Raw genomic sequence first — 10,800 nt, forward strand, 5'->3', positions numbered from 1 at the left:
CCACATGCGCAGGGCTTTCAAAATTGGCGCGGATAAAGTCACGCCACTGGACAACAAATTGCTTGCGAAAATCGCGAGAGCCGACCCTCTCCGAAAACTTTGGAGAAGACCTTCCGCCCTTTCTGCGCATAGGCTGCTCAGGTGAAGACAGATGTTTAGAACGGGAGGAGATAAATTCAGCGGACATGGCTAATCGCCTTTTTGCTTGCGTTGCATGAAACTTGTCACCGCTCGCACTGTCTTGAATCGTGGTTCGCGACCTTTTCGCAGGTCGTGAACAAAGTTTGGGTCAGATACCGCCTCGCGTCCTAGAGCTGTTGCAGACATGCGCTCGGAGACTAGAAACGCCTCGACTTCTTTTTTCAATTCTTCCAGCATCATGCGCTGCACGATGTAGGAAAAATCCTATCTTGTAAATAGGAAATATCATATTTGCGGGAATCCCATCCATGCACAATCAACGTAATATGGATATTGATGATTTGATCGTCGCAAACTTGAAGCGGCTAATATTAGAGAAGCAGACAAACACGAGCGCCCTCGCCAAAGCGGCGGGGATGAATCATACGGCTGTTCGAGATATTCTTACTCGAAAAGCAAAGAGTCCGAAGTATGCTACCCTTGTAAAACTGGCGAACGCCCTGGACGTTCCTGTGTGGGAGATCACCGGAGGGGATCGCTCCGCGAACCTTACTCCAGAGGAACGCCGGATGCTTTTTGCAATGTCTCAATTATCAGACGAGATAAGGGAGGTGCTTTTAAAATCAGCAGAAGCTCAGATTCCCGATCCGGAGAAGGGCAAGTAGCCAGCTCCTCCAACATTTCACAAACCTCCAAAATTCGGGATTCTCTTACTTCCGACATATTCTCTCCTTAATTTCTGTCGAAATTAGTGTAGTTCCCTTGCGGCAACTTTATGGCAATTTTGGAAACAATTTAATTTTGTTCCCGTTGTAGGATTTTTCCTATTTTATTCTTGACGTAGGATTTTTCCTATTTTACGCTCCTCTCAAACAGCAACAACCTGCTTGGGAGGCGCGAGTGCCAAACATCGAAATCATCCCTCACGAAAAGACGCGCTATCCGAGCGGCGTTGAAGCCTATATCGACAGCGTTCATTCGCTTGCGTCACGTACAGGACGCCAAGAAGTCACGTTGGCCGGTGCTGTCGAAGCCCAATATCACGGCAATCTTTATGCATACCTGACGAAAAGCGGCGAGCTAGGGCTTGATCCTTGGCGCTATCTCGAAGGCGTTGACCCATACATTAACAATGATCGGTTCGATGTTTGGTTTGAAAACTGTCCAAACCCCATCACGGTCACAAAGGAAGACACCAAAGGCATCCGGCTTTTCGTGGACTCTGCCCTGCTTGCGGTTCTTGCGGAGGCAGCACAATGAATATTCCTCGCCCCGTAAACGACAACACATTCGATTTCCTGCGAGCGGCGAGCGTTCCCGCTCACCAGTTAGCTAGTGAAGATTGTTATTCAGTTCACTCGCGGGATGGCGTTGGCGATCCGGCCACGCCCGAAACCTCTGGGGGAGTGAACACTCCTCTTCCTCCCCGCTCCCTCGGAGGTTTCGACTGGACGAAGCACAAGCGCGAAGTTCAGCGCCAGAAGTTCACCGAAATGCTCTTTGGCGTTCTCGTTTTCGCCGGAGGTTTCCTTATCGCGGCCCTGCTCGCAATGCTTCTCGGCACCATCGCCACCAAAGCAATCGGTCAAGCGGCTTTTGACGCAACACGCGCTTTTGAGGTGTACCAATGACACTTTCACGAACAACTGTCGCAACTCCAATCAGTCCGGTTCTCGATCCTTCCGATTTCTGCCGCGCATGTCGTGGCAAGAAAACCGTGTCCTATCCGAGCGGCAGAGGAACGATCCTGACAGAGCCTTGCTATTCGTGCGGCGGCACTGGTCACAAAACCAACATATTCTCCGAGCCGGAAGAGAGCTGATGCGTTACGCCCGTTCCATCGAGGAGCTGCACCAGTGGCACCAAGAGGCGCTATCCAATCCGGATATTGAGCGCCACGAGATTGAGCCGCAATGCGGCTGGTACAAGATGCGCCGCGTAAAGCTCGGCCCTTGGGTGCCGGTTCTAATCACCGTTGAGCAAGACATTGACCCAGACACCGGCCAACTCGCCGACGACGAGCGGATGCGCTGCGAGGTGGATGGCATCAACGAAGACAAAATCGAAGAAATCTGGTCGCACCTAAAGCCGATCAGCGAGGCGGCATTTCACCAGCTCTTTGAAAACCGTCGATCAATTCCGGCGATGAAAGACGATTACACGCCGATCAATCTGGCACTCACGCCCATTACCCCCTGAAAGGAAAACCAATGAACGCCCCCATCACCCCAGACGAGAAGATCAAGCCAAAGCAAGCGGAGCTGGCCGGACTCGGACACAACAACCCGCCCCCGTTTTCGCAAGAGAAGCTGGCTGGCTTTGTTGAGCGCGTCACCGAGTTTATGAAGGCCAACAAGGCTTGGTTGGACCTCAAACAGATTGAGACAGACGATCACGCCGAAAAGGCGACAGATATGATTGCCGGCCTTCGCGGACTTTACAAAGAAGTCGATACCGCTCGCAAAGCGGAGAAAAAGCCGCATGACGATGCAGGTAAAGCCGTACAAGCCGCATATACCCCGCAGCTCGACAAGCTCAAAACCGCCGCTGACAAGCTCAAGCCCTTAATTGCCAGCTACATCGACAAGAAGGCAAAGGCCGAAGAAGAGAAGAAGCGCAAAGAAGAGGCCGAAGCTCGCGAAAAGGCACGTCTTGCCGAAGAGGCCGCAAAGAAGGCCGAGGAAGAGAATGACGTTGGGGCGCTGGTGGAAGCCGAAGCGGCCAAGAAGGCCGCAGAGAAGGAAGCTAAGAAGGCGAGCGCACCAGTAAAGAAATCTGTCGGCTCTGCCACAGGCGCAGGGCGCACGATCTCAACCCGCAAATCGCGCCATGCTGTTGTTGAGAACCCGCTGCAAGTCTTCATGTACTACCGCGACCACCCAGACGTGATCGACGTTCTTACGCGCCTCGCAACAGCGGACGTTCGCGCGAAAGACGTGGATGAAACCAAAATCCCTGGAATCTCTATCGCGGAGAAAGTGAGCGCGGCTTAACGCCGCCCACGCCTCCCCATCAATCTCTAAAAGATCAAAGGAAACACTGTGTCTAATTCAAAAAACAGCCTCACGCGAGTTCAACGCCCATCGCCATTGATGGACCCCGAAGCCTTCAACCACATCTTCCGTGTTGGGAAGTTGCTCGCGCTTTCTCCCCTGTTCCCAGAACACTTGCGGAAAGGTAAGCCAGACGAAGCCGCCGCCAATGGTGCGCTTGTTATGAATATGGCGCACCGATTGAACGAAGACCCGCTTACGGTCGCGCAAAACATCTATTTCGTTGGCGGGAAACCTGGCTGGTCTGCAAGCTATATGATTTCAAAGGCGAACCAGCACCAAGTCTTCGAGAACCCTATCGCATGGGAGTACGAAGGCGAAGGCGACGACCTCGTTGTAACCGCATATGGTATCATGGCCAGCACCGGAAAGCGTGTTGAGGCAACCGCCTCGATGGCAATGGCCAAGGCCGAAGGCTGGACCAAGAACACAAAATACGAATCTATGCCCAAGCAAATGCTGTCTTATCGGTCAGCAACATCGTTGATCCGCCTGTATTGTCCCGAAGTTATGGTTGGCATCCCGTCCACAATCGAGATCGACGGGGGGATGAAAGACGTAACCCCAGACGATTCATTCCACATCGAGCCAACCTTGAAAAAGGCAGCGAAAAACGTCGAAGAGGCGGAAACGATTGGCGACGAAGGCGAAGCCAAAGAGGAAGAGAAGGCAGATGCGCCGGTTGTCAACGAGGCGGACGAGCCGGAGGCCGAAGAAGAGAAGGCAGAAGACAAGCCGATAAGCGAAGATGAAATCGAATGGGCTTTTGGCGCGGTTGAGGCCGATCTAACCAGCTCCCCAGAAGCCAAGGACGAGATTCTAAAGTTCCACAAGGGAGGCCATTTGGCCCTCCTGAAAAAACACGCTCCAGAAAAATACAAATCGCTTATGGAGTGGCCTGTCCCTGAAAGCGAAGCGGCAGAGTAATGTCGCGATCCGTCCCAGAATGGATAGGCAAGACGCCTGATACTCCTGTGCCTCCTCGCGTGAAACTTCGCGTGTTCGAGGCACACGGAGGGCGCTGTTACCTATCCGGTCGCAAGATCACAGCCGCAGACAAGTGGGAGCTGGAACACGTTCTGGCTCTGTCTCTGGGCGGCGAGAACCGCGAAAGCAATCTCGCCCCTGCCCTAAAATCCGAACACAAGAAGAAAACCGCGCGGGACGTGGCGCAGAAAGCCAAGAACGCACGAGTCCGGAAGAAGCATCTCGGATTGCGCGAAGCCAAGAACCCCATCGCCGGATCACGCAACACCCGCTTCAAGAAGAAAATTGGCGGTGGCGTTGTTGACCGGAACACCGGAGAGGAGATTTAGAGAATGGAAGGCCGGATAATCATGCGCAAGCGCCCCGAAGAGGATTTCGGACGCAAGCACCCCGTCCACGCGAAGCTCGCAAAAGGCATGTCCGCAAAAGACGCTCGATCCTTAGAGATACGAATGGTTGAGCGGATGCGAGCTGCGCAGCGGAGCCAAACGGAATCTCTTTCACGCAAGCGCGTTTCAAACAAGCTGGACGAGGTTCCACCAATGACCCGCAACCAAATCTCTGCGGCCAGAAAGGCAAAGATTAAAGAAGCCCTTAAAAAGTCTGGCCCGATGTTTGCGCGTCAAATCTGCCAAGAGGTTGATTTCCCGACTGACCGGATTGTTGACTACCTCCGCGCGTTACGGATCAGCGGAGAAGTAGAGTCCAGGCGCACCAAGCAGGGCCACTATCTGTACTGGATGGAAGGCTTTGACAAATGACTGACCTTGGATTGCCCTGCGATGAATGTGGAGGCCCGACATACATGCCTTGCCATGTTGAAGGGATACCGACCACCTGCATGGAATGCGCCACCCGCCGCTCAGATGAACTCGCAGAATTGGACGAACAACAGCATCAAGAAGAAATGCGGCAACTCGAAGAAAAAGAATTAGAAAATGACTGACCTAAGCAAACCGCCCAAGCTACTGCCCTGCCCGTTCTGTGAAGGGAAAGCCCACATTCACCGTGAACCTTGCGTTGAAGGCATGGGGTACTACTGCGCCGTTAAATGCAGCAAGTGCGGCGGAAAATCCCCTGAGAAATATTACAGCAACGGGAATGACTGCCCTCTGTTCTATGAAGACCTACGCAACCTCTGGAACACCCGCTCTGTCGCCGAAGTGCGCAAAGCGGCGTTCGAGGAGGCGGCAACTATGTGCTTCGGAGGAAAATCTGTGGCTGATGCCATAGACCAGCGACGTAAGGAGACCTCATGAACTTCGCTGTAGATAAAGACATACCGCTACCTCCCTTGGATCGACCAAACGCAAAGTACCCCTTTGCTCAGATGGAGATCGGAGAGTCCTTTCTTGTCCCCGCGGATAGCCCTTCAGCTCGTCTCGTAGATGGGAGGAGCACCCCTCGGGTGTTTCATGCTGCTTATGCCTACGGGCGCAAAGCAGAAAAGAAATTCACCACACGTAAACAGACTGACGGTTCCTACCGAGTCTGGCGAACCAAATAAGGAGAAAATCATGAAACGCATTCTCTTAGCTATTCTCTTCTGTGCCTCCCAAGCTGCTGCTGAATCACACACCCTGAGCTCTCATAAAGCCTGGGATGTTGCTTTCCAGAATTTCACAAATAGGGATGCATGTTCCATGACCAGCCAAAACAATGCTGGGCACATCCTAGACTTCACTATTTGGGATGATGGTGAGATGCAGATGTTTGCATTTTTTAACACTGAGTACGACCTCTGGTATGACGAAGTGTACGACGCCAAATTCAATATCGGCAAGACAGACTGGACCTTACCAGACGCTGATTGGAACCAAAGCCATATGGCCTTTACCTTCCAACGAGATGACGCTGCTGCTTTCTTTGAGGACGTAATCCAGGGAAATTCCATAACTCTGATTGATCCCGAGGGAGCAGATGTCACCGCTTGGTCTCTCGCTGGTTCCCAGAATGCATTTGTCGCTCTGGTCGCTTGTTTTAAGCGACTAGAGGGCGCTCCCGCATAGCCCCCGCCCCACGGATTAAGGACAAGCAAATGACAGACAAACCGATCTTATTCAGCGGCGAAATGGTTCGCGCTCTACTCGACGGGAGAAAGACCCAAACACGGCGGGTGCTTAAGCCGCAAATCGGTGATCTTGACCAAGTTGGTTATTTTCCTGACGGCGAGCCAATTGTGATGGACAGCGAAGGTGGTCATCAAAGCCCAATTAGCGGGGTCAAATACGCCGTTGGCGACCGCCTCTGGGTGCGTGAAGCTTGGAAGGTCGGACCAGCTTATGACGACCTACCGCCGCGCGATTTAAGCGGGGAAGAATGCCTGAAATACATGGCAGACGGTGCCGAGCAAAAATGGGGATGGGAACACTCGCAGGTATATGGCCGCAACCGTCCATCAATGTTTATGCCCCGTTGGGCCTCACGCCTTACGCTCACCGTTACTGACGTGCGCGTACAGCGCTTGCAGGACATAAGCGAGAGCGATGCAGAAGCCGAAGGGATTGAACCCTACAGCGGCATAGACCCTTGCTGCACCGGATACCTAAATTATCAAACCCAAAGCGAAGATGGCTGGTGGCTCCCCCCAGTAAAGAGTTTTCGCACCCTCTGGGACAGCCTGAACGCCAAGCGCGGCTATGGATGGGCCGAAAACCCGTGGGTAGTCGCCTACACCTTCACGGTTGAGCGCATAAACATCGACGCCCATAGCCCCCGCCCCACGGATTAAGGAGAGAGATATGCACAAGTCAAGAACGGAGAACCCCATGCCTGACTTTGAAGTAGGGAAAACCTACGAAATTTCCCACAGCCGAAAGGGAAAGTTCGTGGCGAAAATAGTATCCGTCGAAACCCCGTGGGTTCACTGTCGGATTGTGTGCGGCGACGCGAAAATGCTGTCTCCGTTGACCCGCAATAAGGGCGCAGGAGATAGCTTAGTTTTCCGAGACAGTCTTACGCAAATCATCCGCGAAATCGAAACGCCCACCTAAACGGAGAATCCCATGCCCCGCAAGAACAGCCGCCCCGCAGCCCTGCAAAAAGCCAGAGGAGAGAGTGATGGAAAGATTTGAACGCCTAGCCGCCCGACATGCAGAGTGGAGCCAAGCAACCTTTGGTGCTGACAATGAGCGCGACTACACCGGCCCACTCAACCATCTTGAAAAAGAGATTGGTGAGATACGCCTAGCACCGGCTGACGGGTCAGAATGGGCGGATGCTTTCCTGCTGTTACTGGATGCTGCTCGTCGTGCAGGCTTTTCCGCAACTGACCTACTGCAAGAGGCTGAGGATAAACTGGTCATCAACATAAAGCGCAAATGGCAGGAGCCGAATGAAGACGGGTCTGTCGAGCATGTGCGTAATGAGGAGAAAAGTGATGCAATTTAACTTCCCAGAAGGCCGTAAACCTCAAGGACCAATCCCCGTCGAGGAGGGGAACGTATACAAGTCCAAGAACACGCACAAAACTGTTGCTTGGGTGGTTCTTAGTGTCGTTGGAAGAGCTGCGCACTTGGTAGGTATAGACGCCGAAGGTCAGATCACCTCAACCCAAAGCTATAATCTCCACGCCCTAGAAAACCGCGCCCTGTTTGGGCGTGTGGACTTGAGTGCCTTGGAGTTTGACATCGTGCCAGCAGAGGAGCCAACCCATGAGTGAAGCCCTAAAGCCCTGCCCATTTTGCGGTTCAACGAACGCCTCGCCAGAGGGGATTGTGCAGTCGAGTAAAGGTCAAATGTTCTGCAACAACTGCGGAGCGTATGGGCCACACCCTGCCTACGACGACAGCGGAGCCGACTGGAACACCCGCGCCGACGCCGAAGCCAAAGACGCCGCCCACCGTGAAACGCAGGAGAGTGAAGCATGACCGAAGAGCGAGCAAACCCTTGGCCCCGCGAAATATTCATGGGCGAACTTGAGGACAATCACAATGGTTCGGCCTACGCGGTCCTTTCAGAAGCCGCGACAGTCGCGCGTTGGGAGGGTGACGAAGAACGCGACCGCGATTTTCATAAGTACGTGGATGGCGATATTTTCGACAGCCAAGCGAAGTATTACGCGGCTCGATTTGAAGCCAAGGACGCCACCATAAAGCAGCTCGTCGAAGCGCTGGAAGGTAGCGTGAACTGGATAGTCGAGGAATTTGAAAGCCGTGACGGTGGATTTTGGGATGCGGAGAAAATCACAGAGGTTATTGCCGCCCGAAAAGCCCTCGCCGCCCACCGTGAAACGCAGGAGAAATCGGAATGAGCGAATTTGGACACAAAGCAATCAAGGGCGTAATTAATGGCCGGCCATTCTTCTCGGACGGATGGGGCGAAGGACCATTTGCAATTCGCGTAAAGGGCAAGCGTTACACGTTTGAAGATAGCGATTTGTTTGGCCCCGCACTCCTGAATAAAGGCGGGTCTATTTCGGAGCGACAGCCCATAAGCGAGCGACACCCCTTCTGGCTTGGCTATGTCATGTGGCGCAAGGGCGGACGAAAAACGCGATGGAAAGGACGTGTTTGCGTCTACGAAAAGGCGTCAGAAGGCACCTATTGGAAGGACGACAAGGGAACTCCTCACTTCCTGACCGACCCGCCCGAAGGTTTGGAATATCTCGGATACCGCCGCGTCAATCGCCCAGCAGCAGGAGACACCCAATGACCGATAAATTCACACACCCAAATGACGCACCAGAGGGCCACGAATGGCAAACCCGCGATGGTCGGGAGGTTTCGGATATTATGGTCGGTGTTTCAACGTACCGCTACCACATTTGGGCCACTATTCAGGGTCAGCCGTGTTGTTTCTCAAAAGAAGGGTATCATGGAGCATTCGAACCTAGCCCGTTGGACCTCATAGACAAGCCCACGAAGTCCCGCGAGGTGATTGAGGAGCAGGATGATGTTTAAGAGGCGAGACAAGAAAAATGCACCGGCGCGTGTCGCGGTTTACTATGACGCCTTCACCGCCCCTCCGCGCTATCGGTACTATCGAAAGAAGCAGATTCTTTACTGGCTTGGCTTTCGGCTTGCGTTGTGGGTGCTACACGCTCCAGAGAACGCGCCGCGCAAATACACCTCTTTCCGTTCCGGCCTCCTTTGCCCAATTGAAACGGTCAAAGTGAAGAGGTTGCGAGTATCAGATGAAGACAAAATCAAAAAAGGACTCGCCGACATTCGCAGGGTGAACGCCGATCTTCGGGACAAGCTGACCGAAGCGAAGGAAGAAATTGCGGAGCTAAGAAAGTCTATTCAGGAGGGAAGCGATGATTAACTTGTGGTCATTTGATGATCTGTCTCGGAAATTGGGCTTCCCTAAAGACGCTTTGATGAAGATTGCAACGGATAACGGACTCGTTATTAAATGCGGTCGCACGTCCAAAATCCGAGAAGATGAAATTGAAAGGCTGGTGGAAGTATGCCGCGTGACCCCAAAGGCGCAAGATTGCTTGCCAGAAAACGCAAGGGCCGGAAGACAACCTACGTTATCCTCGACACAGAGAACGGCAAGAGAGTTGAAATCTCGACCGGCACAAGCAGCCGCGCGGAAGCTGAAACAATCCTCGCGGAATATATCAGCCAAAAATTCCGCCCAAGTGGTCCAGTACCGGCAAGCGAAATAAAGATTGGCCATATTCTCGCCATATACGCAGAAGAACACGCGCCACACGTTGCCGATCCTGCGCGGATTGGCTACGCGCTGGACGCTCTGGATGCGTTTTGGGGGGATTTACACGCCAGCGAGATCAAAGGGCCAACGTGCCGCCGATATGCCGCGTTTAGAGACAAATCGAACGGCACCATCCGGCGCGAGCTAGGAACCCTGCAAGCAGCCCTGAATTATTGTGCGCGTGAAGGCTATCTGCTAGGCGCACCCATCGTAACGCTTCCTGACAAACCACGAGCGAAAGAGGTATGGCTAACGAGAAGCCAGGCCGCGTTGCTTTTGTGGGTTTGCCGCCAGCTTCGGATTGATGGGCGGCAGCAGCTTCAACGGTTTATTATCGTCAGCCTATACACAGGGACACGTAAAGCAGCAGCTCTAAACCTTTCCATAGACCAGCCGAGCGCACACGCGGGTTGGATCGACACCGAACGCGGTATCATTTACCGCATGGGAACAGGAGAAAGCGCGACCAAGAAACGCCGCTCGGTCGCTCGATGCCCAGAGCGCTTACTGGCGCACGTCAAGCGATGGAAACGCCTTGGCTCCCGCTTCGTTTGTGAGGACCACACCGGCTTGCGCGTCAAAGAGGTTCGCAAGGGTTGGGCTAGGGCTATCGAGCTGGCGCAAGCGTACTCAGACGACCACAAACTAGGCATGGATTTCACCGGCGTTACACCCCACACCCTAAAGCACACGGCGATTACTTGGGCGATGCAATCCGGCGCGAGCAAAGAAGACGCAGCCTCTTTCTTCTCAACGTCTATTCAAACAATAGAATCAACGTACTGGCACCATTCTCCGCACTGTCAAAGCAGCGTTGTTGATGCAATCGACAAGCGCGTATCGTGGGCGAAACGTGGGCGCGGCGAAAATTGATCGCCCTAATTATTCGCGTAAACCATTGTAATTATTGGCGCACCCGACAGGATTCGAACCTGTGACCTCTGCCTTCGGAGGGCAG

At 53.4% G+C, this 10,800-nt stretch carries 23 protein-coding genes; 22 read left to right on the forward strand and 1 reads right to left on the reverse strand.

The genetic code is table 11. The annotated features are described in order from the left end of the window. Positions 1 to 189 precede the first annotated feature (189 nt). Entirely contained in the window at positions 190 to 390 is a 201-nt protein-coding gene (locus N9C89_RS15785; protein ID WP_263954995.1) for a hypothetical protein, read from the reverse strand. Between the two features lie 59 nt (positions 391 to 449). Here N9C89_RS15785 and N9C89_RS15790 point away from each other — a divergent pair, with 59 nt between their 5' ends. From N9C89_RS15790 to N9C89_RS15895, 22 genes are all read left to right on the forward strand, one after another. Continuing rightward, entirely contained in the window at positions 450 to 806 is a 357-nt protein-coding gene (locus N9C89_RS15790; protein ID WP_263954996.1) for a helix-turn-helix domain-containing protein, read from the forward strand. Between the two features lie 235 nt (positions 807 to 1,041). After that, positions 1,042 to 1,401 carry a DUF2761 domain-containing protein gene (locus N9C89_RS15795; RefSeq protein ID WP_263954997.1) on the forward strand — a complete coding sequence of 120 codons (360 nt, stop codon included), beginning with the start codon at positions 1,042 to 1,044 and terminating at the stop codon, positions 1,399 to 1,401. Beyond that, positions 1,398 to 1,772 carry a hypothetical protein gene (locus N9C89_RS15800; RefSeq protein WP_263954998.1) on the forward strand — a complete coding sequence of 125 codons (375 nt, stop codon included), beginning with the start codon at positions 1,398 to 1,400 and terminating at the stop codon, positions 1,770 to 1,772. The genes N9C89_RS15795 and N9C89_RS15800 overlap by 4 nt, the downstream gene beginning before the upstream one ends. Further along, positions 1,769 to 1,963 carry a hypothetical protein gene (locus N9C89_RS15805; protein WP_263954999.1) on the forward strand — a complete coding sequence of 65 codons (195 nt, stop codon included), beginning with the start codon at positions 1,769 to 1,771 and terminating at the stop codon, positions 1,961 to 1,963. Before N9C89_RS15800 ends, N9C89_RS15805 begins: the two co-directional genes overlap by 4 nt. Then, positions 1,963 to 2,340, forward strand: a complete 378-nt coding sequence (locus tag N9C89_RS15810) for a hypothetical protein (RefSeq protein WP_263955000.1) — start codon at positions 1,963 to 1,965, stop codon at positions 2,338 to 2,340. Before N9C89_RS15805 ends, N9C89_RS15810 begins: the two co-directional genes overlap by 1 nt. Before the next feature lie 11 nt (positions 2,341 to 2,351). After that, positions 2,352 to 3,134 carry a hypothetical protein gene (locus N9C89_RS15815; RefSeq protein ID WP_263955001.1) on the forward strand — a complete coding sequence of 261 codons (783 nt, stop codon included), beginning with the start codon at positions 2,352 to 2,354 and terminating at the stop codon, positions 3,132 to 3,134. A gap of 48 nt (positions 3,135 to 3,182) precedes the next feature. Beyond that, the gene (locus N9C89_RS15820; protein ID WP_263955002.1) at positions 3,183 to 4,121 is read left to right on the forward strand and encodes a hypothetical protein; all 939 of its coding nucleotides are present in this window, start codon (positions 3,183 to 3,185) and stop codon (positions 4,119 to 4,121) included. Next, on the forward strand, positions 4,121 to 4,510 hold the full coding sequence (locus N9C89_RS15825) for an HNH endonuclease (RefSeq protein ID WP_263955003.1): 390 nt from the start codon (positions 4,121 to 4,123) through the stop codon (positions 4,508 to 4,510). Before N9C89_RS15820 ends, N9C89_RS15825 begins: the two co-directional genes overlap by 1 nt. A 3-nt stretch (positions 4,511 to 4,513) precedes the next feature. Beyond that, positions 4,514 to 4,942 carry a hypothetical protein gene (locus N9C89_RS15830; protein ID WP_263955004.1) on the forward strand — a complete coding sequence of 143 codons (429 nt, stop codon included), beginning with the start codon at positions 4,514 to 4,516 and terminating at the stop codon, positions 4,940 to 4,942. Then, a complete protein-coding gene (locus N9C89_RS15835) occupies positions 4,939 to 5,127 on the forward strand; it encodes a hypothetical protein (RefSeq protein ID WP_263955005.1) in 189 nt (62 codons plus the stop codon). The genes N9C89_RS15830 and N9C89_RS15835 overlap by 4 nt, the downstream gene beginning before the upstream one ends. Continuing rightward, positions 5,120 to 5,440: a Lar family restriction alleviation protein gene (locus tag N9C89_RS15840; protein WP_263955006.1), complete on the forward strand. Its 321-nt coding sequence runs from the start codon at positions 5,120 to 5,122 to the stop codon at positions 5,438 to 5,440. Before N9C89_RS15835 ends, N9C89_RS15840 begins: the two co-directional genes overlap by 8 nt. A 258-nt stretch (positions 5,441 to 5,698) precedes the next feature. After that, on the forward strand, positions 5,699 to 6,190 hold the full coding sequence (locus N9C89_RS15845; RefSeq protein ID WP_263955007.1) for a hypothetical protein: 492 nt from the start codon (positions 5,699 to 5,701) through the stop codon (positions 6,188 to 6,190). 29 nt (positions 6,191 to 6,219) lie between these two features. Next, entirely contained in the window at positions 6,220 to 6,912 is a 693-nt protein-coding gene (locus tag N9C89_RS15850) for a hypothetical protein (RefSeq protein ID WP_263955008.1), read from the forward strand. 37 nt (positions 6,913 to 6,949) lie between these two features. After that, positions 6,950 to 7,174 (forward strand): hypothetical protein, encoded by a 225-nt coding sequence (locus N9C89_RS15855; RefSeq protein WP_263955009.1) that lies wholly within the window; start codon positions 6,950 to 6,952, stop codon positions 7,172 to 7,174. A 67-nt stretch (positions 7,175 to 7,241) separates the two neighbouring features. After that, the gene (locus tag N9C89_RS15860) at positions 7,242 to 7,571 is read left to right on the forward strand and encodes a DUF550 domain-containing protein (protein WP_263955010.1); all 330 of its coding nucleotides are present in this window, start codon (positions 7,242 to 7,244) and stop codon (positions 7,569 to 7,571) included. Next, entirely contained in the window at positions 7,561 to 7,842 is a 282-nt protein-coding gene (locus N9C89_RS15865; RefSeq protein WP_263955011.1) for a hypothetical protein, read from the forward strand. Before N9C89_RS15860 ends, N9C89_RS15865 begins: the two co-directional genes overlap by 11 nt. Continuing rightward, a complete protein-coding gene (locus N9C89_RS15870; protein ID WP_263955012.1) occupies positions 7,835 to 8,050 on the forward strand; it encodes a Lar family restriction alleviation protein in 216 nt (71 codons plus the stop codon). Before N9C89_RS15865 ends, N9C89_RS15870 begins: the two co-directional genes overlap by 8 nt. After that, positions 8,047 to 8,433: a hypothetical protein gene (locus N9C89_RS15875; RefSeq protein WP_263955013.1), complete on the forward strand. Its 387-nt coding sequence runs from the start codon at positions 8,047 to 8,049 to the stop codon at positions 8,431 to 8,433. Before N9C89_RS15870 ends, N9C89_RS15875 begins: the two co-directional genes overlap by 4 nt. Then, the gene (locus tag N9C89_RS15880; RefSeq protein WP_263955014.1) at positions 8,430 to 8,834 is read left to right on the forward strand and encodes a hypothetical protein; all 405 of its coding nucleotides are present in this window, start codon (positions 8,430 to 8,432) and stop codon (positions 8,832 to 8,834) included. The genes N9C89_RS15875 and N9C89_RS15880 overlap by 4 nt, the downstream gene beginning before the upstream one ends. Further along, positions 8,831 to 9,082, forward strand: coding sequence for a hypothetical protein (locus N9C89_RS15885; RefSeq protein ID WP_263955015.1), 252 nt, complete (start codon positions 8,831 to 8,833; stop codon positions 9,080 to 9,082). Before N9C89_RS15880 ends, N9C89_RS15885 begins: the two co-directional genes overlap by 4 nt. Continuing rightward, the gene (locus N9C89_RS15890; protein WP_263955016.1) at positions 9,075 to 9,446 is read left to right on the forward strand and encodes a hypothetical protein; all 372 of its coding nucleotides are present in this window, start codon (positions 9,075 to 9,077) and stop codon (positions 9,444 to 9,446) included. The genes N9C89_RS15885 and N9C89_RS15890 overlap by 8 nt, the downstream gene beginning before the upstream one ends. A gap of 144 nt (positions 9,447 to 9,590) precedes the next feature. Further along, positions 9,591 to 10,715 (forward strand): tyrosine-type recombinase/integrase, encoded by a 1,125-nt coding sequence (locus N9C89_RS15895; RefSeq protein ID WP_263955017.1) that lies wholly within the window; start codon positions 9,591 to 9,593, stop codon positions 10,713 to 10,715. Positions 10,716 to 10,800 lie beyond the last annotated feature (85 nt).

Source organism: Halocynthiibacter sp. SDUM655004 (genome assembly GCF_026015885.1).
Classification (GTDB): Bacteria; Pseudomonadota; Alphaproteobacteria; order Rhodobacterales; family Rhodobacteraceae; genus Falsihalocynthiibacter; species Falsihalocynthiibacter halioticoli.

Coding starts and splice junctions, on each gene's coding strand:
- N9C89_RS15805 (WP_263954999.1), top strand. CDS start 1,769: ATGACACTTTCACGAACAACTGTCGCAACTCCAATCAGTCCGGTTCTC.
- N9C89_RS15845 (WP_263955007.1), top strand. CDS start 5,699: ATGAAACGCATTCTCTTAGCTATTCTCTTCTGTGCCTCCCAAGCTGCT.
- N9C89_RS15860 (WP_263955010.1), top strand. CDS start 7,242: ATGGAAAGATTTGAACGCCTAGCCGCCCGACATGCAGAGTGGAGCCAA.
- N9C89_RS15830 (WP_263955004.1), top strand. CDS start 4,514: ATGGAAGGCCGGATAATCATGCGCAAGCGCCCCGAAGAGGATTTCGGA.
- N9C89_RS15800 (WP_263954998.1), top strand. CDS start 1,398: ATGAATATTCCTCGCCCCGTAAACGACAACACATTCGATTTCCTGCGA.
- N9C89_RS15825 (WP_263955003.1), top strand. CDS start 4,121: ATGTCGCGATCCGTCCCAGAATGGATAGGCAAGACGCCTGATACTCCT.
- N9C89_RS15885 (WP_263955015.1), top strand. CDS start 8,831: ATGACCGATAAATTCACACACCCAAATGACGCACCAGAGGGCCACGAA.
- N9C89_RS15815 (WP_263955001.1), top strand. CDS start 2,352: ATGAACGCCCCCATCACCCCAGACGAGAAGATCAAGCCAAAGCAAGCG.
- N9C89_RS15835 (WP_263955005.1), top strand. CDS start 4,939: ATGACTGACCTTGGATTGCCCTGCGATGAATGTGGAGGCCCGACATAC.
- N9C89_RS15875 (WP_263955013.1), top strand. CDS start 8,047: ATGACCGAAGAGCGAGCAAACCCTTGGCCCCGCGAAATATTCATGGGC.
- N9C89_RS15890 (WP_263955016.1), top strand. CDS start 9,075: ATGTTTAAGAGGCGAGACAAGAAAAATGCACCGGCGCGTGTCGCGGTT.
- N9C89_RS15865 (WP_263955011.1), top strand. CDS start 7,561: ATGCAATTTAACTTCCCAGAAGGCCGTAAACCTCAAGGACCAATCCCC.
- N9C89_RS15870 (WP_263955012.1), top strand. CDS start 7,835: ATGAGTGAAGCCCTAAAGCCCTGCCCATTTTGCGGTTCAACGAACGCC.
- N9C89_RS15880 (WP_263955014.1), top strand. CDS start 8,430: ATGAGCGAATTTGGACACAAAGCAATCAAGGGCGTAATTAATGGCCGG.
- N9C89_RS15855 (WP_263955009.1), top strand. CDS start 6,950: ATGCCTGACTTTGAAGTAGGGAAAACCTACGAAATTTCCCACAGCCGA.
- N9C89_RS15790 (WP_263954996.1), top strand. CDS start 450: ATGCACAATCAACGTAATATGGATATTGATGATTTGATCGTCGCAAAC.
- N9C89_RS15895 (WP_263955017.1), top strand. CDS start 9,591: ATGCCGCGTGACCCCAAAGGCGCAAGATTGCTTGCCAGAAAACGCAAG.
- N9C89_RS15810 (WP_263955000.1), top strand. CDS start 1,963: ATGCGTTACGCCCGTTCCATCGAGGAGCTGCACCAGTGGCACCAAGAG.
- N9C89_RS15850 (WP_263955008.1), top strand. CDS start 6,220: ATGACAGACAAACCGATCTTATTCAGCGGCGAAATGGTTCGCGCTCTA.
- N9C89_RS15840 (WP_263955006.1), top strand. CDS start 5,120: ATGACTGACCTAAGCAAACCGCCCAAGCTACTGCCCTGCCCGTTCTGT.